Annotated in this window: 23 protein-coding genes and 2 riboswitches; of the genes, 16 read left to right on the top strand and 7 right to left on the bottom strand. The window is 47.3% G+C overall.

The genetic code is table 11. The features are described 5' to 3' along the window. Positions 1 to 69 precede the first annotated feature (69 nt). The 14 genes from J0B03_RS05950 to J0B03_RS05885 all read left to right on the top strand — a co-directional run bounded on the left by J0B03_RS05950 (position 70) and on the right by J0B03_RS05885 (position 13743). Positions 70 to 810: a glycosyltransferase family protein gene (locus tag J0B03_RS05950; RefSeq protein WP_207300930.1), complete on the top strand. Its 741-nt coding sequence runs from the start codon at positions 70 to 72 to the stop codon at positions 808 to 810. Next, positions 771 to 1181, top strand: coding sequence for a glycosyltransferase (locus J0B03_RS05945; protein WP_207300929.1), 411 nt, complete (start codon positions 771 to 773; stop codon positions 1179 to 1181). Before J0B03_RS05950 ends, J0B03_RS05945 begins: the two co-directional genes overlap by 40 nt. A 28-nt stretch (positions 1182 to 1209) precedes the next feature. Beyond that, positions 1210 to 2145: a polysaccharide deacetylase family protein gene (locus J0B03_RS05940; protein ID WP_207300928.1), complete on the top strand. Its 936-nt coding sequence runs from the start codon at positions 1210 to 1212 to the stop codon at positions 2143 to 2145. A 1-nt stretch (position 2146) separates the two neighbouring features. Next, positions 2147 to 3190 (top strand): GNAT family N-acetyltransferase, encoded by a 1044-nt coding sequence (locus tag J0B03_RS05935; protein WP_207300927.1) that lies wholly within the window; start codon positions 2147 to 2149, stop codon positions 3188 to 3190. After that, positions 3180 to 3704 (top strand): glycosyltransferase, encoded by a 525-nt coding sequence (locus J0B03_RS05930; protein WP_207300926.1) that lies wholly within the window; start codon positions 3180 to 3182, stop codon positions 3702 to 3704. Before J0B03_RS05935 ends, J0B03_RS05930 begins: the two co-directional genes overlap by 11 nt. 8 nt (positions 3705 to 3712) lie before the next feature. Next, positions 3713 to 4000 carry a hypothetical protein gene (locus tag J0B03_RS05925; protein WP_207300925.1) on the top strand — a complete coding sequence of 96 codons (288 nt, stop codon included), beginning with the start codon at positions 3713 to 3715 and terminating at the stop codon, positions 3998 to 4000. Beyond that, on the top strand, positions 3960 to 5399 hold the full coding sequence (locus J0B03_RS05920; RefSeq protein WP_207300924.1) for an O-antigen ligase family protein: 1440 nt from the start codon (positions 3960 to 3962) through the stop codon (positions 5397 to 5399). Before J0B03_RS05925 ends, J0B03_RS05920 begins: the two co-directional genes overlap by 41 nt. Then, positions 5353 to 6507, top strand: coding sequence for a hypothetical protein (locus J0B03_RS05915; protein WP_207300923.1), 1155 nt, complete (start codon positions 5353 to 5355; stop codon positions 6505 to 6507). Before J0B03_RS05920 ends, J0B03_RS05915 begins: the two co-directional genes overlap by 47 nt. After that, complete coding sequence (locus J0B03_RS05910; protein ID WP_207300922.1) at positions 6504 to 6938, top strand: FAD synthase family protein; 435 nt, start codon at positions 6504 to 6506, stop codon at positions 6936 to 6938. The genes J0B03_RS05915 and J0B03_RS05910 overlap by 4 nt, the downstream gene beginning before the upstream one ends. 34 nt (positions 6939 to 6972) lie before the next feature. Then, positions 6973 to 7788, top strand: coding sequence for a LicD family protein (locus J0B03_RS05905; protein ID WP_207300921.1), 816 nt, complete (start codon positions 6973 to 6975; stop codon positions 7786 to 7788). A 13-nt stretch (positions 7789 to 7801) separates the two neighbouring features. Next, positions 7802 to 9316 (top strand): lipopolysaccharide biosynthesis protein, encoded by a 1515-nt coding sequence (locus tag J0B03_RS05900; RefSeq protein WP_207300920.1) that lies wholly within the window; start codon positions 7802 to 7804, stop codon positions 9314 to 9316. A gap of 29 nt (positions 9317 to 9345) precedes the next feature. Next, positions 9346 to 10641, top strand: a complete 1296-nt coding sequence (locus tag J0B03_RS05895; RefSeq protein ID WP_207300919.1) for a tyrosine-protein kinase domain-containing protein — start codon at positions 9346 to 9348, stop codon at positions 10639 to 10641. A 163-nt stretch (positions 10642 to 10804) separates the two neighbouring features. Continuing rightward, positions 10805 to 10880: riboswitch (cyclic di-GMP riboswitch) on the top strand. A 119-nt stretch (positions 10881 to 10999) separates the two neighbouring features. Then, positions 11000 to 12625: a right-handed parallel beta-helix repeat-containing protein gene (locus J0B03_RS05890; RefSeq protein ID WP_207300918.1), complete on the top strand. Its 1626-nt coding sequence runs from the start codon at positions 11000 to 11002 to the stop codon at positions 12623 to 12625. A gap of 113 nt (positions 12626 to 12738) precedes the next feature. Then, positions 12739 to 13743 (top strand): LCP family protein, encoded by a 1005-nt coding sequence (locus tag J0B03_RS05885; RefSeq protein ID WP_207300917.1) that lies wholly within the window; start codon positions 12739 to 12741, stop codon positions 13741 to 13743. A 25-nt stretch (positions 13744 to 13768) separates the two neighbouring features. On the opposite strand, the gene J0B03_RS05880 is transcribed toward J0B03_RS05885, so the two are convergent. The 7 genes from J0B03_RS05880 to J0B03_RS05850 form a co-directional block, all read right to left on the bottom strand. Then, on the bottom strand, positions 13769 to 14464 hold the full coding sequence (locus tag J0B03_RS05880) for a response regulator (protein WP_207300916.1): 696 nt from the start codon (positions 14462 to 14464) through the stop codon (positions 13769 to 13771). Further along, on the bottom strand, positions 14449 to 15876 hold the full coding sequence (locus J0B03_RS05875; protein ID WP_246798205.1) for a sensor histidine kinase: 1428 nt from the start codon (positions 15874 to 15876) through the stop codon (positions 14449 to 14451). Before J0B03_RS05875 ends, J0B03_RS05880 begins: the two co-directional genes overlap by 16 nt. Before the next feature lie 35 nt (positions 15877 to 15911). Next, positions 15912 to 16562 (bottom strand): potassium channel family protein, encoded by a 651-nt coding sequence (locus tag J0B03_RS05870; RefSeq protein WP_207300915.1) that lies wholly within the window; start codon positions 16560 to 16562, stop codon positions 15912 to 15914. A gap of 10 nt (positions 16563 to 16572) precedes the next feature. Further along, entirely contained in the window at positions 16573 to 17910 is a 1338-nt protein-coding gene (locus J0B03_RS05865; protein ID WP_207300914.1) for a TrkH family potassium uptake protein, read from the bottom strand. A gap of 2 nt (positions 17911 to 17912) precedes the next feature. After that, positions 17913 to 18365: a hypothetical protein gene (locus J0B03_RS05860; RefSeq protein ID WP_207300913.1), complete on the bottom strand. Its 453-nt coding sequence runs from the start codon at positions 18363 to 18365 to the stop codon at positions 17913 to 17915. A 100-nt stretch (positions 18366 to 18465) separates the two neighbouring features. Beyond that, a complete protein-coding gene (locus tag J0B03_RS05855; protein WP_207300912.1) occupies positions 18466 to 19020 on the bottom strand; it encodes a biotin transporter BioY in 555 nt (184 codons plus the stop codon). Positions 19021 to 19184: 164 nt separating this feature from the next. Further along, positions 19185 to 19271, top strand: a riboswitch (cyclic di-GMP riboswitch). A 64-nt stretch (positions 19272 to 19335) separates the two neighbouring features. Continuing rightward, on the bottom strand, positions 19336 to 20016 hold the full coding sequence (locus J0B03_RS05850) for a TetR family transcriptional regulator (RefSeq protein WP_207300911.1): 681 nt from the start codon (positions 20014 to 20016) through the stop codon (positions 19336 to 19338). A 155-nt stretch (positions 20017 to 20171) separates the two neighbouring features. On the opposite strand from J0B03_RS05850, the gene rlmD reads away from it, so the two are divergent. Further along, a complete protein-coding gene (rlmD, locus tag J0B03_RS05845) occupies positions 20172 to 21566 on the top strand; it encodes a 23S rRNA (uracil(1939)-C(5))-methyltransferase RlmD (protein WP_246798204.1) in 1395 nt (464 codons plus the stop codon). A gap of 446 nt (positions 21567 to 22012) precedes the next feature. Continuing rightward, positions 22013 to 22195: a MerR family transcriptional regulator gene (locus tag J0B03_RS05840; protein ID WP_207300910.1), complete on the top strand. Its 183-nt coding sequence runs from the start codon at positions 22013 to 22015 to the stop codon at positions 22193 to 22195. The last annotated feature ends 1 nt before the right edge of the window (position 22196 follow it).

The following is a 22196-nucleotide window of genomic DNA, read 5'->3' as shown; positions in this document are numbered from 1 at the left end:
GGAATCGGATCGAAAAAAGCGATTGTTGATCGTCAACAACAACATGGATCTGGGGGGGTACAACGAGCTTTGATCAACCTCCTGGTGGAATTGGAAGGACGCGCAGACATCACCCTCTTTCTGTTCAGCTTGAAGGGAGATTATATCGACCAAATTCCGGAGCATGTTACTGTTCTGGAGGCGGGTGGATTGTTGCGGCTTCTTGGGTTATCCCAAAAAGAGGCAAGATCCATGGGATGGATCTACTATGGTCTGCGGGGAGTATTGTCCATGTATACCAAATTTTTCAACAACCACTGGCCCATTCGGTTTTTGGTCCACTCTCACCCGATGCTCTCCGGTTATGATGCTGGGATCAGTTTTTTACACAACGTGGAAGGCCATCTCCTTTACGGTGGGTGCAACGATTTTGTCCTTCGTCGTGTTCAGGCAACTAGAAAGATCACTTTTCTCCATTGTGACTTTTTGGCTTGCGGCAGCAATACAAAATACTCGCGCAAGTTGATGGATCGATTCGATCGAATCGCCGTGGTCTCGGAAGGCTGCAAAAGAAGTTTCTTGGCGGCCATGCCCGACTTGGAAGGTAGGACCAGTATCGTACCCAACTGCCATAATATTCCGGAATATCGCCGAAAGGCGGAAGAAGACCCTATCATTTATTTGAAAGAGGCATTCAATGTTGTGACCATTGCCAGAATGGACGCAGGCAAGGGGATCCTCCGCGGAGTGACGGCAATGGATCGCTTGATTCAAGATGGAGAACAAATCCAATGGCATCTGGTGGGGGCGGCGCGCTGGAATCGAGCATAAAAGAAGAGGTCCACAGGCGGGGGCTGGAGGACCGGATCCGCTTCTACGGCGATCAGAATAACCCGTATCGATTTTTGAAAAACGCAGACCTGCTCTTGCTACCATCCATTCACGAGGCGGCACCCATGGTCATTATGGAAGCTAAATCACTGGGAGTGCCTGTTCTCAGCACCGATACCATTTCCGCAAAGGAAATGATTATCGAAGGAAAAGAGGGATTTGTTTGCCCCAACAACGAAGAAGGAATTTATCAAGACCTTCGAAAGATTTTATTGAACCTGCAAACGTTGCAGGAATGTCGGGATTTTCTTCGAAAGCAGAACTATTCCAATGACGATGCCCTTCGGCATTTTGAAGAACTGATCACGTGAATGGGTCTTGTGGACTGGGGGAATATCCATGGATTGGCCATCGGGAAAAGATTTTGCGTTCACCATAATCGACGATACGGATGCAGGGACCCTGGAAAACACAAAACCAGTGTATGACCTGCTCTGTAAAAAAGACTTTCGGACGACAAAGACCGTGTGGGCTTATCCGGGCAGAGACGGTTTCGAAGGAGCAAGTCTGAACGAAAAGTCGTATGCATCATTTATTGTAGAACTGCACCGGAAAGGATTCGAGATTGCATCCCATGGGCCGGGCAGCGGAGATTTCACCAGGGAGGAGATCCTCCGATCTTTTCAAATCATCGAAAATCTGGTGGGAGAGCAACCCAGGATCTTTATCAACCATGCATTCAACAAAGAGAATTTGTACTGGGGTACTAAGCGGTTCAACAGTCCTGTTGCAGAAATCTTTTGGCTGATGAAACGGATCCAAAGGGAAAAGTTGGTACCGTCTTTGGGAAATGATCCGGAGAGCTTGTATTTCTGGGGAGACTACGCCAAAGAACACGTGGACTACATAAGGAATCATGTATTTACCGGTTTGGACACAATGAGGCAGGACCCTTTTTTCCCATACAGGGAGCGGAATAAGGATCTTTGCTCCAACTATTGGTTCAGTTCTTCCGATGGATACGATCGTGAAAGCTTCAATCGTCTGCTGCATCCGGACAAAGTGGATCAATTGGTGAGAGCTCATGGTTGCGCCATTGTTTACACCCACTTTGGGTATGGTTTTGTTACGGAGAATGGACTAGATCCGGTTTTCCGGGAGCGGATCGAATACCTTTCATCATTGAACGGATGGTTCGTGCCTGCCTGTCGGATATTGGACTACATGAAAGGGCAAAAGAAGGGTGACCATTATCTGAACTGGCAAAACAAACTGGAACTGGACATGAAGTGGTTGTCCCAACGGGTTTTTAGAAAGGTCTTCTGGAGGGTATGACATGTTGGAATTTGAACGCATTGAACTGGATAACGTGGATTTGAATGAATACTATGGTTTTGAGTCGAAAAGCGTGTTCACTTCCGTGGAATGGCTTCGTTTTTTGGAGGAAGACAATCATGGCGAGATCGTCCTGCTTCGGATCACCAAAGATGGAGAACTCCTGGGATACTTTACCGGACTGATCATAAAAAAATATGGGTTCAAAATCTTTGGAAGTCCGTTTAAAGGGTGGAGCACCCGTTTCATGTCCTTCGATGTCTTTGACGTAAAAATCATCAAAGACCTGGTCCAACCTACCATACAATATATATTCAAGACCACAGGATGTGTGTATGTGGAGATCGTGGACAGAAACCTTGGTCCGGCGGATCAGGACGACATCCCCTATGAGACCCAGGTCGTGGATTCTTTGGTGCTTTCCATTGATCGATCCGACGAAGAAATCCTGGGACACATCAAAAGAAACTGCCGTCAGATGATCCGGCAATTTGAAAACAGGGGGGCCACGGCTGAAGTTTCCGAACCGGACGACGCCTTTGCGCGGGAGATCTATGCCCAGGTGTGCGAGGTCTTTGCCAAACAGCACTTGGCGCCCACTTTTACCTTGCGAAAGATCCAGCTTCTGCTCAAACACGTAGGCAAAACGGACCACATCGTATGTGTCACTGCGAGAGACCCGGAAGGAGTGCCCATCGGAACCTACATCGGATGCGGCATGAACAAGGGATGCTTTGGCTGGTGCATCGCCAGCCGGCAAGAATACCTGTGGTATCGGCCAAACGAATATCTATTCTGGTACGGAATGCGATACTGTAGAAGCCATGGTCGAAGGCTCTATGATTTTTCCGGAGTCACAGACTATAAATACAAATGGAATCCGGAGAATGTGGAATACCTTAGGATCATGGCCGGCAAGTACCCCTTCCTGATCACCATGCGGAACTTGGCAAAATGGATGTATTGGCGAGGAAGGAAGCTTAAAGGGATCTTCCAAAAGATATTCAAAGATCGGGACTGCACGGAGGTGGAGCATGAAAGTTGAAGTGTTGTGCGTCACCATGCACCAGAAAGATCTTAAAAAATTTAAGGAGATGAACATCCAGACAGACGCAGTCTTCGCCAATCAGGCTGAAGGACAGAACTATGAGGAATCGATCATCGACGGGCATCGGGTCAAGATGATCACTACACCATACCGGGGTGTCGGCAACAATCGAAACATGGCCATTCTTCATTCCAGCGGCGACATCCTCATGTTTGCAGATGACGACATGGTGTACCTGGACGGTTATGACAAGGGCGTGGTGGAAGCGTTTCAAAAACTCCCCGATGCAGACATGATCGTTTTTCGCTACGACACCGACTCTTCCCGGAAAATGGCACCCATAGAGAAAGCAAAGCGGGTCCATCTGTGGAATTTCATGAGGTATGGGACCGTCAGTTTTGTTGTGAAGCGGGATAGTCTTCTTCGGAAGAACCTGTCCTTCACCCAGATCTTTGGGGAGGATCCAAATATTGTGCAGGAGAGGACAACCTGTTTTTACGGGAGGCATTAAAAAAGGGGATGAAGGTATATTCCTACCCTTTCACCATCGCATACGTGAACAAGGACGATTCCACCTGGTTTCGAGGATATGATGAACGATACTTTTTCGACAACGGGGCCTGGCTCCAAACGGCATTCCCTTTGGGGAAGCACTGGCTGGTGTGGTATTTCGTCTGGAAGTTTTCCAAAAAATCCACGGTGAGCAAGTATCTGGCATGGAGGTTGCAGGTTGCAGGGATCCAATCTTTTGACAAGGGGTTAAGCTATGAACAGTGGAGCAGGTCACAAGGAAAAAACGCAAAATGATAAAGATCCAAATAGAAAAAGAACGAGTGCCATTCTCATAGGCTTGTCTCTGATCAATGTGACATTGCTTTCCATGGGCCATGCCACCGGCAACACAGTCCTGGTGCTCTTGTCGATCCTCATGTTCTTGTGGATCGTCCTGATGTTTCCGGAGGAATACTTCCTTCCGCTCATGATCTTCTATTTGCCCTGGTCCTCCCTGTTGAGGACCCACCCGACAACCAGCTCCTTTCATTCCATCGGACTTCTGTTGTTTTTGGTCCTACTGTTGATCCGGTGGTTGAAAGAAGGCGGAGATCTGAGAAAACCCTATTTTGCACTCTCCATCCTTTTTCTGACCTACACCATGATGGTGAAGTTTTATAACCGACTGGCCATCAACCCCCAGTATATCTTTTTTGTGGCCATGATCCTGTTCGTCCCCATCTATCTGGAACGAGTCGGAGAAAAGCTTACTTTTGACCGCCTCTTGCTTTTTCTAACCCTGGGCAATCTTTCCGCCTGCATCTCGTCCATGGTGTATTTGAACAACCCAGGGGTCCAGCAATTCATGGACATCAACGAAGAGATGATCGTCGGACTTCGCTGGAGTGCTTTTTACAGCGATCCCAACTATTTCTCGGCCCAGATGCTGGTGGCCATCGCCGGATGGTTGATTCTGATTTTGCATGCGAACAGAAGGAGAATGGCCCTACTGGGGATCCTCTTTGTAGGAGGTTTGTTGTATTTTGCAGTGCAGGCTGTATCAAAAGCATTTTTGCTGAGCGGCATCCTGGTGTTGTTCTTTTGGGGGGTTCACCTTCTTTTGGGAAAGAAGTCGGTCCTCTACAAGTTTTACATTCTATTGTTGATGGGGCTCGCTGTATTTTGGGTCGTTAAAAACAATGTGTTCGAGGAGCAGATTCGATTCTACCTATTGCGGTTTGGAAAAGTGGAAGATGCAGTATCCTTAACCACAGGTCGGTTGGGCTTATGGCAGGTCTATTGGGGATACATGCTGGAACATGTGGATAAACTGGTCGTCGGTATCGGACTTTCCCAGGACCAGCTGCAGATCCTGCTCCATACCAACAATGCACACATGACGCTGATCCAAACCGTATACCAGGTCGGCATCATCGGTTTCGCGCTGCTTCTGGCATGGTGGAAAAGCATTTATGGAGCATTCGCAGAGAAGTCGTCCATTGGATTGTCAAACTGGGGAGCCATGGCCATCTTTGCAGTGGCTGTCATCATGCCCTGGTTTGGTTTGGACGTCCTGTTTTTTCGAGAGTTTTTTTACTTTCCAATCATGTGGATGCTTTTGAAACGTTACTTGTGGGAGCGATCCCTGGAAGAAGGTGTAGTGTACCATGAAAGAAATGCCCGGATTGGGGATCCTCAAAAAAATCAAGCGTGATCGAATACGGGAAGCCACCAACCGACGAGGTTGGGAGAGCATGAAAAAGATTTTGGTCATGGAATCGGATGATTGGGGAAGCATTCGAACGCCTTCGAAGGAAGTGCTTCAAAAGTTGACGGATCTGGGTGATCCGGCAGGGACGGATCCTTTCACCCGGTGGGATGCTTTGGAAAGCGAAAAGGATATCCAATGTCTTATGGATCTGATGACGGAATTTTCGGACCGCAGGGGCCATCCTGCCGTCATGACCATGAACGTTGCGGTGGCCAATCCGGATTTTGAAAAGATCGAGGCAAATGGCTTTAAAGACTATTATTATGAATCCTTTCCGGAAACCTACAGGAGATACCCGGAGCATGAAGGAAGCTTTCTTCGGTGGAAGGAAGGCGTGAAAAAAGGCGTCTTTTACCCCCAACTCCATTGCCGGGAACATATAAACGTACATCGATGGATGAATGATCTTTCTAATGGAAAAGAAGATGTTCGCCTGGCTTTTGATCACCGGATGATCTCCGTCGGCGCATCCGTCACCCCTACCAACCGTTACGCCTATATGGACAGTTTCAACTACGATTCCAAAGAAGAGCTTGCCTCTTTAAAAATGATCGTAGAGGAAGGAGCAAAACTTTTTCAAGAGATATTTGGGTATCCTTCCAGATCCCTGATACCGTCCTGTTATATCTGGGATGAAGAGTTGGAGCGGATCTTTTACGATACAGGGATCGAATACATCCAGGGAGGCCGGATCCAGCTCAAACCCGGCAGACGGGTCGGGACTGGCGGGTTGCATCGTCAGGTCCACCATATGGGGGAGAAAAACGACCTTGGCCAGTATTATCTCATCCGTAATTGCAAGTTTGAACCGTCCTGGAGAGAGGATATTGATTGGGTGGAAAGTTGCCTGTCGGATATGGAAAGTGCATTTCATTGGAAGCGGCCGGCCATCATCGGGACCCACCGGTTGAATTACATCGGTTTTATCGACGAAAGAAACCGAAAGAGGAACTTGGAATTTTTGCACCAACTTATTTCCCGGGCAATGAAAAAGTGGCCGGATCTGGAATTTTATCACTCCGTAGAATTGGGCGGGGAAATGAAGGGATGATCAAAGTGGAAAGATCTAGGTATCATGTTGGATACACTACCGGTGTTTTTGATTTGTTTCATATTGGACACTTGAATCTGATCAAAAATGCAAAAGCATTGTGTGATCACCTGATCGTCGGAGTGAATACGGACGAGCTGGTAAAGGAGTACAAGGGCAAGGTTCCGGTCATATCCTTTGAACAGCGATTGGAGATCATCGGATCCATCAAATATGTGGATGAGGCCATTGCGCAAACAAATCTGGACAAGCTGGAGGCCTGGAAAACACTTCATTTTGATGCGCTTTTTCAAGGGGACGACTGGAAGGGCCATCCGCGATACATAAAGACGGAAGCAGATTTGAAGACCGTACATTCCGACATGATTTTTTTACCCTATACCAAGGAGATCTCCACCACGTTGCTGATCCAGAAAATTCGAAACGAATAGACGCCGAAAGAAGACGGCGTTGGAAGGGAGAGGGATGATCGTGGAAAAGATCGATTTGAGAAAGCTTCAGCTGATGCAACTGGAAGCCCTCATGGAAGTGGACCGGGTGTGTAGGAAACAAGGCATCACCTATTATCTCATCGGAGGTTCCCTTATTGGAGCGGTCCGTCATCAGGGATTCGTTCCCTGGGACGACGACATCGACATCGCCATGATGAGGGCGGATTTCGATCGATTCGTCCAAGAGGGAAAAGGAGAATTGGATGGCCGGTACTTTCTCCAAACCCCTCGAACAGATTCCTTCTTCTATCAATCCATGGCCAGAGTCTGCATTATGGGTACATACGTAAAGGAAAGCTACTCCGAGCATCTGAAATTCAACAAGAGCGCATATGTGGATATCTTTCCATTGGACCAGGTCCCGGAAGATCCGGAACAGCAAAGAAAACAAGCGAAGGAGATTCGTAGGATCGACCAATTGATTTTTCTAAAGTCCGGTTATGTATACAACAAGGGGTTTATCTACAGCAAATGGATCGGGAAAAAAATCGTTCAGAAGGTCTTGTTGCCCTTGTCCTTTTCCTTTCTGATGGACAAGCGGGAGAAGACCATGCGCCGATATGAAGAATCTCAGTCTTCCCTGGTGTGCAGTACGGCCAGTCGGTATTCCTACGAAAAACAGATCCACCCGGCATCCCGATTCGGCGTTCCCGTATGGATGGAGTTTGAAGGGAAACAGTTGCCGGTACCAGCGGATTGGGATGGTTATTTAAAACAATTGTACGGCAATTACATGGAATTGCCTCCCGTGGACAAAAGGAAGCCGGAGCATCACGTTTATTTTCTGTAAAGGAGCAACCATATTGAGAACAAAGAGGTTTTTGTACAACTCCGCTTCCTTTGCGATGCTGCAAATACTTACTATTGCCGGAGGTCTTGTACTGACGAGGATGTATTTGACCACCTACGGTTCGGAGATCAATGGTTTGGTGTCATCTGTAGTCCAGTTCGTATCCTACTTCAGCTACGTGGAAGCCGGGTTGGGGACTGCCCTGATCTATGCCTTGTACAAACCTTTGGCAGATCATGATAAAACACAGGTGGACGGCATCGTGACGTTGGCAAAAAAATCTTATACTAAAGCCAGCGCCATCTATCTGGCATTGGTGGTGGTGCTTTCCATGGTGTATCCCTTTATTGTAAAGAACGAAACAACGGATTCGCGGACCATATTCTTGCTGGTGCTGGTCATCGGGATCTTTGGTGCATTGGAATTTTATACTATGGCGAAATATCGGGTCCTTATCATCGCAGACCAAAGAGAATACGTGATTTCCATGGTCTTGTTGCTGGCCTATGTCGTCAATTTTCTAATCACGGCATATATGATCTCCATTCGGGCCTATATCGTTTTAGTGAGGACGGTCCCACTGGTCTCCTTTGGTTTGCGGGTGCTGTTGTTGTCCCGATATGTAAAAAGGCGGTATCCATACATCACCTATAAAGAACCGGCGGAAGAAAAATATTTGAAGCGCCGTTGGGATGCATTGATCATGAAATTGAGCGTAAGCATCAACACATCAGCGCCTATTGTGATCATCTCCGTTTTTTCATCCTTGAAGATGGCCAGCGTATATGCCATTTACAACATGGTTTTTTCCGGGCTCATTGCTTTGACTTCTATTTTTACTGCTGGTGTTTCCGCCTTGTTCGGCAATATAGTCGCCAACAATGAAACGGAGAAGCTTAAAGAAGTCCAGGATCAGTTTGAATTTTTCATATTTGCAGTAACGGCGGTCTTGTATGCATGTGCGTTGATCATGATCGATCCATTCATACGAGTTTACACAAGAGGAGTGACGGATGTGGTGTACGACAATGCTCTATACGGATACTTGTTTGTGATCTGGGGTGTCCTCTTCAATGTACGGATACCCTACACGGCACTCATCAATTCTTCAGGACTGTATCGGGAAACACGGAATGTGAATGTCGTACAAGTCCTCTTACTGGTGGTATCCGGTGTGATCGCCATACAAGTTTTGGATATGACCGGTGTACTGTTGGCCATGATCCTGGCAGTTTTTTATTGGGTCACGGGACTCATCATGGCAGTGAAAAAAGCGATGCCAACAGTGGATCCTTGGACGACAGGTCGGCGCACTTTTCGCATGTTTGGCATTGTATTCTTTGCCTATCTGCCGTGCAGAATGTGCATAGACATGAACATCAACAGTTATAACGGTTGGATCCGGTGGGCGGCCCTTGCCTTTATTTGGTCTTTATTGGTCGGGATCGTTTTCAATTGGATTTTTGACCGAAAAGCATTCAAGGCTACCTTAAAGAGGCTCCGGTCGGTTTTACCTGGAAGTCACTGATTTGAGACGGCAATGAAAGGGGGATATCCATGAATATAAGAAGGATCATTGGGATGATATTGTTAAAATGGTGGTTGATCGCAGCTTTCACCTTGGCAGGAGCAATTCTTGGATGGATCATGATCCAGTCGGCTCCGCCAGTCTACGATGCGGTCGTCACGCTTTATTCCATGGATTTGAATAAACTTCAGGAAGAAGGAGCCCAGCTGGAGTATTACGACATTGAGTTGAGCCGGGAGGTCATCGATCAGTTTAGTGATGTTATCTATAGCCGACGAGTCACTTCCGTGGTCCAGGAGGAATTAACAGAGTATCAATTGACGGAAGAAGAGATACTGGATATGGTCATGATCGAAAGCAGCATCGATGCCAATATTTTTTACATACGGGCAAAGAGCAGCGATCCTCAGTTGTCGGCGAAGGTGGCCAATGCCAGTGCGGCACAATTTGCAGCCACGATCCATGAACTGCTCAATACGGACAATGTGGGGATATTGGATCAGGCAGAAGTGCCGGGAAAACCGGAACCAAAAGGTACGATCGCCATGGTGCTTTTGGGCGGAGTCGCAGGGTTTGTAGTGGGCTTCAGCATTCTTTATCTGGCAGAATACTTCGATCCGAAAGTGTACACCCGGGAAGATGTCATGGAAATATATGAGGGAAAATCTATGGGGGCGATCCCCAAATACGATGCCAGCAAGGATTGGAGAATTTTTGGCAAGCCCGTTGGAAATGCTTTTGAAATGATGGTGGCGAATTTGAAAGCTGTACGAGGCAAGAGTCGCTTTGGTAAAATGGTCATGGTCACAAGCTGCAATCCAGGAGAAGGGAAAACGACGATCGCCCATGGACTTGCATTGTACAGTGGTAAAACGGGAGCAAAAACCCTATTGCTGGACAGTGGTTGGAAAACACCGAAAACAACACCCCGTGAGGAGGAGACCGACCATCCGGGATTGATGGAATGCTTGAGAAGGGAAGTAGGATTGGCAGAGATCACAGTACAGATGGAAGAAAACTTGTTTTTCATCCCATTGGGAAAAGAAATGGAAGATCGGATCAAGTTGTTGATGTCAAAACAAATGGAAGATTTGATGGTGCAGCTGGCCAAAGAATATGATTTGGTATTGATCGACTGTCCTTCGTTTTTTGAATACCCGGATACAAGGATCCTTTCGAAAAAAGCCAGTGGATTCCTTTTGGTCGTAGCAAAAGGGATGACGACATTCAAGCAGATCGACCGTACAATAAGCCGGATGGAGACATTCCATTGTCCCCTGATGGGAATCGTCGTCAATAAAAACAGAAGGGAATATTTTGGATGACATATAATAAGAAGGAAAGCATGCGATTTTTTAGTTTTCTACAAATTTTTCCTTGAAAATTTAATGTTGACTCAAAGGATATACTGTGTTAGTATCATTCACATCAAGGGGGATCGTGTAATCGCACCCCATCAATAAAGAACTGTTTTTGCAATAAAACTTCAATTGATAATAGCAAACCTGTTGAAAAACAGGGGCGCAAAGCTACAGGGCCTTTCACATGGCAGCCAGCTACCAAAGGAAGTTTTTTATTGTGTAAAAACAACAATGAAACATGCAGCGTCCCTGATCCACGGGAGGGTTGGTAAGCTGGAGGGTCGGTAAGAAATCGGCAAATAAAGAAAAAAAGGAAAGAAAAATGAAAAAAGGAAACAAAAAAGTACTATGGAGCATCATCAGTGTCCTGGTCCTTCTGACCATTGCAGGAACGGTATACGCATATACCGAAAGCAGGGATTTTGCCTCCAGAAAAGCGGAGGATCAGACCAACAAGGCAACTCAAAACTTGACCGAAACAGACGACAGCTTCGATGTCGCATCAAAAGATATAGGGACAGGTACAATCGCAAAAGTCGACCAAGAGGGATCGTCGGAAGAAAAGAACTCGACTGAAGAAAAAGCGCCTGCCAATGAAGAAGAGGATAAAGCGTCCACAACCAAGGACGATGTGAAAACATCAGACAAAGTCACGGTGTCCAGGGAAGACAATACCACGACAAAACCTGCGACACAGACAACGACCACAAAGCCGGCGACAAGCAGTACCACAACAACGACAAAGCCAGTTTCCGAAAGTACGTCTGTGACGACGCAGACGGAACCGAAAACGGAAACGCCGGAACCAGCACCAGCACCGGCTCCGGTAGAGGAGCCTAAAGCCAATACTGTTGCAGGAGCTTTCTTCGTTTCCAAGTCGGGAAATGATGCCAATCCGGGAACGGAATCGGCACCATGGAAAACCATCCAGAAAGCGGCAAATACCCTTCAGGCAGGTCAGACCGTCTACATCAAGGCGGGGACTTATAATGAACGGGTGGTATTGAAAAATTCCGGCTCCAGCGGAAATTACATTACTTACACCAATTATCCGGGTGACACGGTAGTCATCGACGGCGCCGGGATCGATTGGGGATACAGCTGGGGGACCCTCTTCAATGTCAACTCCAGGCATTATATCAAGATCAATGGGTTGCGAGTGGTCAATTCCAGATGGGGTGGGATCGGATCCCAACCGGACAACAACGGAAGCCAAAACGTCATCGTGACGAATTGCTCCACCTACAATACGAAAGCTTCCGGCATTGCGTTTTATCATGCCGCCAATATTACAGTAGACGGGAACTCCATAGAGAAGGCCTGTACGGCCATTGGCTCCCAAGAAGCCATCTCCATCTCCAACGTGGCCACCTTTACGATCCGAAACAACAAGGTATTCAATATCACCAACAGCACCCAAGGAGCCGGTGGAGAAGCCATTGACGCCAAGAATGGATCTTCCAATGGAAAGATCTACAACAACACCATTCATGATATTGCCAAGATCGGCATTTACATCGACGCTTACAGCAAGACATCCAGCAACATCGAAGTGTACGGCAACAACATATACAATTGTGGACAGGGCATAGCAGTGGCAACAGAGAAAAGCGGGTTGCTGAGAAATGTGAACATCCACAACAACTCCATCAAAAATTGCTCCACAGGATATGCTGTAGGTGGATGGAGCAGCGGCTACTCCCACGATATGGATACCATCAAGTTCAATGCCAATACCTTGACAGGGATCACCTCCAGAGGTGTATATTTGAACAATCCAGATGCAAAAAATGTTTACATCACAAACAACAAGATCAGCGGAAGCAGCTCCATGATCCCCATTCATCTAAACGGAGGCTTGTTGTCGGAAACCACCATTGACGGAAATATTTTCGACAGGACCATCGACCTGGCCTTGGCAGGATCCAACTATACATTTTTGAACTAAAAACAAAACAACGGAACAAATAAACAACTCCAATCCCTGAAACCCTGCGTTTCGGGTTTGGGGTTGATTTTTTTGCAGGGAAAAAGGGTAAATAGATGGTGCAGGGATCATGGATGAGCAGATCCCTTGGAAAGAAGTGGACCGTCATGAAAAGAAAAACCGTATTGGCCGTATTGGCCGTGTTGTTCGTTGTTGTGGCAGGATCAATGATATACTTCGTTGTGGACGCATTGAACTACAGAGAGGTTCTGGTATCGGAAAGAGCTGATGAACAGCGGTATGAAAATATAGCGGGAGAAGGGGAGGACGCAACAGACGATCCTGCGGACGCTGAAGATTACCGGCAAGCCATCGGCTCCGAGACAAATGTGATCCATCTTTTGTTTTTAGGCATCGATGAATCCAAAGATCGGACCATCGGTATTTACCGTTCCGATATCATGGTGGTTGCACGGATGGATCTGGATCAAAATACCGTGAAAATATTGAGTATACCAAGGGATACCTATGTGTATTTGCCTGTTCGAGAGGAATTCGACCGTGTCAGCAGTGCCTATGCATACGGTAGCAGGAATAATGCAGGGCCGAAAGCCGCCATGGAGGCAGTGGAAGGATTTTTAGAAGGTCCCGCATTGGACCATTACTTTGCCATTAAAATGGATCCGGTACCGGCCATTGTGGATGATTTGGGTGGTTTGAAGCTGGATGTGGAAGTGGACATGGTCGATCCCGATTATGATGTGGAGTTGAAAAAGGGAGAACAAACGGTGGACGGGAAGCAGGCACTATTGTATCTTCAATGGAGAGATACTCCGGGAGGAGACATCGACCGGGTATTCCGAGTGCAGCATTTTTTGGCCAGCTTGTACGGCCAGTTGAAAGAAAAGGGACAGATCGTGGAAGCCATGAGGATCGCGCTTCGGTATAGAGATGGGATCGAAACCGATCTTTCCACCAAACAGCTCTTGGCACTGGCTGCCTACATGAAACAGCTGCCGGAAGGCGCTATTTCGTATTTTACTTTGTCGGGAAGGTCAAAAACCATCAATGGAAAAAGCGTTTGGGTTCCGGATGACAACGAAGAGGTTTTGGGTGCTTTCTTTTCGGACCAGACGTGATCCGCCCCTTTACCAACGGCCGTGATCATTCATCAGCAAATCGATACCCCACGCCCACTTCGGTCAAAATGAAGCGGGGTCTGGCGGTATCTTTTTCTATTTTTCTTCGTAGATTGGCCATGTATACCCGTAGGCTCTTCGTGTCGTCGCTGTTTTCATACCCCCAGATCTTTTTGACTATGTATCGGTGGGTCAATACTTTTCCTTGGTTTTCGATCAATAATAGCAACAAACGGTATTCGATGGGGGTCAGATGGATCTCTTCTTCATCCAGCAGGACCTTTCGCTTCACGTAGTCTACACTCAGGTAATCCCGTGAAAATACGTTGTCTGTCTCCGTATTGGGGTGCCGTTCCAACTCCCGGACAGCCACTCGGATCCGAGCCATGAGTTCCCCCATATGAAAAGGTTTGGTGATATAGTCGTTGGCACCCAGATCCAGTGCTTGGATCTTTTCCTTTTCCTGGCCTCTGGCGGAAACCACCAGAATGGGGATATCGGAAAAAGCCCGAAGTTCTTCGATGATCTCCAGTCCGTCCCGGTCACCCAGTCCCAGATCCAAGAGCATCAGATCCGGATGATGGGACTGAAAGTAAAAAAGACCACTGGCACCGCTGTCTGCAACCAGGACCTCATAGTCTTGTTTTTTCAGAGATACGGCGATGAAGTTGGAGATGTATTTGTCGTCTTCTACGATCAATATTTTTATTTTTCGTTCCATATTTGATCCTCCAAGGGTAAAGTAAGAATCATGCAGGTGCCGGCAGGTTCGTTGTCTCTGGCAACGATGGTTCCGCCATGGGCGTCCACAATGGCTTTGCAGATGGCCAGTCCCAGACCGATGCCTCGCTTTCCGTCGGAAATGCTCCGATCCAAAGTGACAAATTTTTCAAAGATTTTGGTCTTGATGTTGGGATCGATTCCCGATCCTGTGTCGCAAACGGAGATCTTCAGGGTATGGTCCATCTTGACCACTTCCAGGGAAATGCTGCTATTGGGATCCGTATGCCGGATGGCGTTTTCCAGAAGGTTGATGAGCACCTGAACCAGGAGTTTTCCGTCGGCTTGGACCATGACCACCTCGTCCGGAAGATGTACCGTGAAGGGCCGGTCTTTCAACAGCCTTGATATGTGGGACAAGGCCTGACTGACGATGTCGTCGATGACTTCCTCTTCCTTGTGGAGGAGCAGCTGGGCATCGCTGATCCGGGTCATGTTCAAAATGTTTTCCACCAGATTGGTAAGCCAGATGATCTCTTCACTCATGTCCATGGCCAGTTTTTGCCGTTCTTCGTAGGAAAGGGTCTCGTAATTGTCCGCCAAAAGATTTGCGGCTCCGCTCAATCCGGTCAAAGGGGTCCGAAGGTCATGGGCCACAGAACGCAGCAAGGTGCTTCGCAGGTGTTCCCGCTCCATGGCAATGCGGATCTCCTCCCGTTCCATATAAAGGTGTTCCCGGTCCAGAGCAATGGCCAACTGGGTGGCAACAGCTTGAACGATCAGCTCACTTTGAGGATCCGGTTGGCGGTTCTCATTGAAGATGCGGAGTTCTCCAAGCCTCAACTGATTGCTTTCAATGGGGTAGGACAAGTATGAATGTTCATTCTTCGGCGCTTCGAAGCAATAAGTGGCATCTTCTTCCAAGCATACAGCACTGTCGAAGCCGGCGAATTCCTTGATAAAAATCATGCCCTGGTGGATAATGCTCTTTTTACCACTCACCGGCAAAAACCCGGATGCCGTCTGGTACAGGATCTTCGTGGTTGCTTCGTTTCGCTCGCTGATCTCGATTTGCTTCTGCAATTTGGAGGTGACCGTACCGGAAACCACAGCAGTGATCAGGAAGAACACCAGCAAAATAATGTCGTTGCTGCTGTAGATGATGAAGGTGAACCGGGGTTCTGTAAAGAGAAAGTTCAGGATCATGAGGCTGGTAAATGAATGAAGGATCCCCCACTTGTAGCTTCCCGTCAAGACGGAAGTAAAAAGAACGCCCAGCAAATAGACCATGATGATGCTCTCCTTGCCGACACCCAGCAGGTGCATGCCCAGGGAGCAACTGACGGCCAGAAGAAAAACCACCAGGGTTTTAACGGCACTGCTGCCTGTTTTTTTCAAAAATTCGTAGGACAAAACGTCACCCCCATGGTTGTAGTATACGGTGGAAATCACTTTTTGTCCATGAGTCGGAATACGTCCTGTTTATTGCCGGCCACCACCAGATGGTCGTTGGCCTGCAGCACATAATGGGGATCAGTGAGGGGAGTTACGTCTCCATTATTTTTGAATCCCAGAATATTGATGTTGTACTTGGAGCGGATGTTTAAATCCAAGACGGTTTTGCCGGCCCACTGATTTGGCACAGACATCTCGGTGATGGCGTAGTCCTTGGTCAGTTCAACATAATCGAAAGTGTTTTTGGCACTATATTTGACAGCGGCCCGCTGGGCCATGTCCCGTTCCGGATAGATGACATCATCAGCGCCGATCTTCAGCAAAAATTTGGCGTGGATATCCCGGTCCGTTTTGGAGATGACGCAAGGAGCGTGCAATTCTTTCAACAAGGAAGTGATCTCCAAGGAAGACTGAAAATTGTCGCTGATGCAGACGAAGCAGACGTCAAAATTGCTGACACCCAGGGACTTGAGCACATCTTCATCCATACAATCTCCTATTTGTGCCCTGGTGACAAAAGGGGCCATTTTATTGATGGCATCCTCATCGGTGTCCACCACCATGACTTCATTTCCCAATTCTACCAATTTGATGGCCAGATGTCGTCCGAAACGACCCAGGCCGATCACCAACATGGAACGCATGCTACCACTCCTATCCTATTATAATTTTTTCTTCCGGATCCCGTAAGGGTTTCCGTTGTCTTTTCTCTGCTACTGCCATAAACAGGGTCAAGCTTCCCAATCGGCCGCTGTACATCAACAAAATGATGGCCAACCTGGAGATAGAATTCAAATCCCGGGTGATGCCGGTGGAAAGTCCTACGGTCCCCAAAGCGGATAAGGTTTCAAAGAGGGCTTCTTTCAGAGAGAAGCTTTGCATGGCCAACAACACCATACAGCCGGAAAAAGCCAGGAGGGCATACAAAGCCGTATTGGAATAGGCTCGGCGGACCTGTCCCTCGTGGATCCGGCGATTGAACAAGGTGATGTCTTCCTGTCGCCGAGAGGATGCAATAATGGAGGTGATCAGCAAGACGAAGGTGGTGACCTTGATGCCTCCCGCCGTGGAACCGGGGCCGCCACCGATGAACATGAGCAGCATGGTGATCAGGGAACCTCCTTCGCTGAGGGCTCCGTTGTCTACTGTATTGAATCCGGCGGTTCTGGGCGTAACGGCTTGAAAAAAGGAGGCAAGGATCTGATCGCCAAAATTCAGATGGGAAAAAGCATGATTTCTTTCCAGAAAAAATAGGACGACGGCAGATACAAGGATCAACCCTGCGGTAGAGGCCAGGACCACTTTTGTATGAAGGTTGTACTGTTTGAAATGACCTTTGTGGGCCATAATATCCTTCCAGACGATGAAGCCGATCCCCCCGATGACGATGAGGGCCATGATGGTAATATTCACTACAGGGTCTGACACAAATGGTACCAGGGAGGTATAGGGCTCCAAAGTCCCCATCAGATCAAAACCTGCGTTGCAGAAGGCGGAAACGGAATGGAAGATCCCGTACCAGATCCCTTTTTTTAATCCGAAGACCGGATAAAAGCTGTAAGCAAGAATGGCGGCGCCGATTCCTTCAAAAATAAATGTGCCGATGAGAATATGTTGGACCAGACGGACAACACCGCTGATCTGCATGGAGTTGACGGCTTCCATCAGATAGGTCCTTTCTTTCAGGCCGATCCGGCGTCGCAGCACCATGCTGAAAAGGATGGCGATGGTCATAAACCCCAAAGCTCCGATCTGGATCAGAATGAGAATGACAAACTGTCCGAAAAAGCTGAACTGACTCCAGGTATCATAGACAACCAGCCCGGTGACGCAGGTGGCGCTGGCAGCGGTAAACAAGGCATTTAAAAACGGGATGCTCTCCCCACTTCGATTGGAGATGGGAAGCATGAGGAGGATCCCACCCACCAAAATGATGATGGCGAATCCAACGGCAATGGTTTGTTTTGCACCCAGTGCAAATCGTTTCTGCATGGTCAGTTACGTCCTTTCATGTGGTCCAGTGCTTGTTCCAAGGATGTGTCTCCGGTCAGGATCAGCTGGGCGCCAACGCTTTTGTACAGATTTTCATAAAGAAGGTCATTGCACCTGGCGGCGATGAAACAATCCGGTTGTCGGTGTATTGCATGATTGATGCACAGAAGGTTGTCCAGGTCGCTGGTTGAATAAGTGATCATGCTTTCAAAAGGAGTGAATATTTCCGTTAAGGAGCCAAACATGGGTACTACGGTCCAGTTTTCCGTTCGTTGCATTATAGAAGGAGAAACTGGCGTCTGCTCATCCAAGTACAAGAGCATCACATGTTCTGCGCCTTTCTGGGTTTGATCCTGGAAGGAATCACCCTGAAGACTTGCATCGATGCGTCCCATGACCACATATCCGATGTATAGAAACAAACCAGTCAACAACAATGTCAAGGCCACATCCATGGCGCTCACCACCTTTCACATATATGATAAATGAACCGGTATAAAGATGGTGTTTAGATTTTGCGATGGATGTTAAAATTTTGTTAAAAAAAAGACCGGCTCAGCCGGTTGGAGAAAACTTAGGGAGTCGCAGTGCGATCATGGAAGCAATGACGCAGGAAACCAGATCGCCGGGTAGAGGCAGCAGAAAAGCGTGAAAAAACAATATTTTCGGCACGATGGTTAAACCTAGCACATGGGTGGCTAGAAGATAATAGTAGACATAACCCCCAACATAAACCAATAGCAACCCGGCCACGCCGGCCAGAAAAAGACGGGGAAAGGAGCGTTTTTTTGGGTCTTTTGTCAGATGACCCACCAGTGCCGTTCCGGCAATAAAAGCCAGCAGGTACCCGAAAGTGGGTTGGAAAATATATCCGAGGCCGCCGCCGTTGGCGAATACGGGAAGGCCCATCAGCCCCAAAAGGACGTACAAGACCACGGAGAGACTGCCGTAGACCGGGCCCAATACCATGCCGGCCAGGGTGGTGAACAAAAGTTGCAGCGTAAAAGGTACTATGGGAACGGGTATTCTTGTCAATGCTCCGACCACGATCAGGGCGGTGAACAAACCGCAATAAACGATGACTTTTGATGGTAAGATGTTTTTTTTCATGAAAAAAGTTCCTTTCCAGTTCAGATGAATCCCATTATACGTGGACCAAACAAAAGTGTCAACCAAAAAACGTGATAGGTTGACATAAAATGTCGGATAGAGAAATATTTTCGTAAAATGGTTGCAAAGAATGAGATTTTGAAATATAATTCAGATAGAATCTTATCACGAAAGGGCAAACTTGCCGAAAGGCAAGGACGCAAAACTAAAGGGCCTTCCGAATCAGAACGGGTGGCAGCCAGTAAGCCGTAGGGTGAGTTTTTTTCTTTTCTGAAAACAAATAAGGGGATGCCTATGCATCCCCCTTTTTCATGCTCATTTTAAATTGTTTCGATGGAGCTCGATCTCGAAGAAATCATGCAAGGTTACTTCCATATCATCGCTGATCTCATAGGCTTTTGCGATCACTTCCTCGATCCGCTTGTTGTCGATGCCCATGGAATTGTACATGGTTTTGATACGGAATTCGTAGAGTTCCAGTGGTGGGATATCGAAAAACCCTTCCATATACTTCTTGGAGATCCCGATGCCGATGGAGGTATTGGCCACCCAGATCAGGCGGATCTGTTCATCGCTCAAGGGCAGGTTGTAGCGATCCACGTGGAGCTTGTAGAAATAGTAAAATACCTTCATGTCGTACTCTACGCCTTCCAGACTCAGGTCGTAGTAAAAGCGCTGCAGGTTGCTGTCCTTTTCCATCAATTTGTTGACCACGAGGATCTCCACGCAGGTACCCACTTGCAGGTCGTAGTCCCCATGGTGACGGGTGATGTACTCTTCTACTTTGGTTTTGATGTCCATGTAGAAATCGCCATATATGATTTCACTGATCTTCTTTTTTGTTTTGAAATAGTAGTTGATGAGCCCCGGGTTGCTGTTTGCCTTTTCGCAGATGTCTTTGTATGTGGTTCCCTTGTAACCCTGGGTGTAAAACAACTCCTTGCACGCTTCCAGGATGCTGTTTTTTGATTTTTCTCCGGTTTTGTATACAGCCATTCGATCACCTTATCCTAATTTAAGTGTCATTAAATTTATTATACAGGAAACCAAATGCAAAGACAAACAAATGTTTCAAAAGTGAACGAACCAGTATATCCGCATCTTATACAGACATTGTTTGCCGGTTGGAATGGCCGGCCGGATGGGATATAATGAAAGGACCAAGAAGGGAAAGCGGTGTAGTGATGAATACGATAAAATACAAAAAGAATGAAGAATATAATGTTGCCATCATGGATCTGACCCACACGGGGGAAGGCATCGGAAAAGTGGATGGGTTTACGGTGTTTGTCGAGGATTGCGTCCCGGGAGACGAAGTAAGGGTGCGCCTGACTACTATTAAAAAGCAGTACGCCATGGGGGTTCCCATACAGTATCATAAAGTCAGCCCACTGCGGCAGGATCCGCCCTGCCCCTACTTTGGTGAGTGCGGCGGCTGTCAGATCCAAAACCTGCAATATGATGCCCAACTAAAGTGGAAGCGGGATCATGTGGTGGATGTGCTGCAGCGATTGGGGGATCGGTCCGATGCCCAGGAGATCACTAAAGATGTGATCGGTATGGAGGATCCATATTTTTATCGAAACAAGGCCCAATATAAAATATCCAAAAATGGGAAAGTCGGATTCTACCAAAAGAAGTCCCACCATGTAGTGCCTTTGGACAAATGCATCATCCAGCAGGATCCCGGAGAGGATCTGATCAAAAGCCTGGAGGCTGCCATTCAGGATCTAAAGATCACCATATACGATGAGACCAATGGAAAGGGATCATTACGAGGGGTGGTCCAGCGGCTCTCCAAGGCAACGGGCAAAATGATGTTGATTTTGGTCTGGAACGGGGATGTCAACGATCAGATCCAAGCTTTTGCCAAGCGCTTGGCGAAGGAGAACGGGTCCGTCGCAAGCATCTATTGCAGCATCAACAAGGGCAGAAACAACCGGACCATGGGCTATGAAAACCATTTGCTTTATGGGGAGAAAAAGTTGGTGGATGAGATCGGATCCGTAAGATTCCAGATCTCTCCCTTGTCCTTTTTTCAAGTGAACAATGCCATGACGGAAGTCATTTACCAAACAGTGGATCGGATGCTGGATCTGAGCGGAAAGGAAACGGTCTTTGACTTGTACTGCGGCATGGGCACCATCGGCCTGTACCTGGCTCATAAAGCCAAATTCGTGTATGGGATCGAATCCATCGAAGATGCCGTCCGTGATGCCAAGGAGAATGCTGCATTCAATGGCATTGAAAATGCAGAGTTCTTTCATGGGAAGGCGGAAGATGCCATATTCCTGTTGAAAGAGCGAAAAATCGAGCCGGACCATGTGGTGCTGGATCCTCCACGAAAAGGCTGCGACGAGGTATTGATCCAGGCGGTCATGGATGCAAAACCAAAGAAAATAGTCTATGTTTCCTGCAATCCGGCGACATTGGCAAGGGATTTGCAAATGCTTTCGGCGGAGTATGACGTGATGGAAGTGCAACCAGTGGACAATTTCCCACAAAGCATGCACGTAGAGACTGTTGCTCTGCTGGCGAGAAAATAGGTGTACAGAATCCTTGGAAACGTTGTGCCATCAGTGTTTCCGTGGATTCTTCTATTTTTTGAGGTTGGTGTGAGTGAGAGGATTTTAGGTCGATTTTGGTGTTTATACATGCTATGGGGAAAATGTTTTACCCCCCTAAATGAGTTTTGCGTAAAGGTTGGAACCTTTTGGCGAAACGTAGATTCGGTGAAAAAATCCATTGGTGTGTTTTAAGAAGAAGAAAGAGATTTGACGTATTGAAGTCACCACTAAAAATGTAGTTTTGCTTTAAGGGTTCAACGGTTTAGCAAAAGAAATGTAAGATATGTTCTGACTTATATTCCGATAAATTACAAATATTCGTGGTATTGTTGAGTGGATATTTTGGTGTTAAGTTCAAGAAACTATCCTTGATAATGTTCGCGGAAAGGAATACAATATTGTAATAGACCATGGAGGTGTATAGCATGAATTACATGTCAGCTCAAGAAGCTGCTGATAAATGGGGGATCACAAAAAGACGTGTTCAGGTACTCTGTTCAGAAAACAGAATTGAAGGTGCAGAAAAAATGGGCAATATGTGGATAATTCCTAAGGATGCAAATAAACCGGAAGACAGAAGGACAAAAAAAGAGAATAAGGGGACTTAAA

Origin of the sequence: Alkalibacter rhizosphaerae, assembly GCF_017352215.1 — a bacterium.
Taxonomy (GTDB): Bacteria; Bacillota; Clostridia; order Eubacteriales; family Alkalibacteraceae; genus Alkalibacter; species Alkalibacter rhizosphaerae.
Note: the sequence above shows the minus strand (reverse complement) of the source record. Positions and strands in the feature narration are given on the sequence as shown.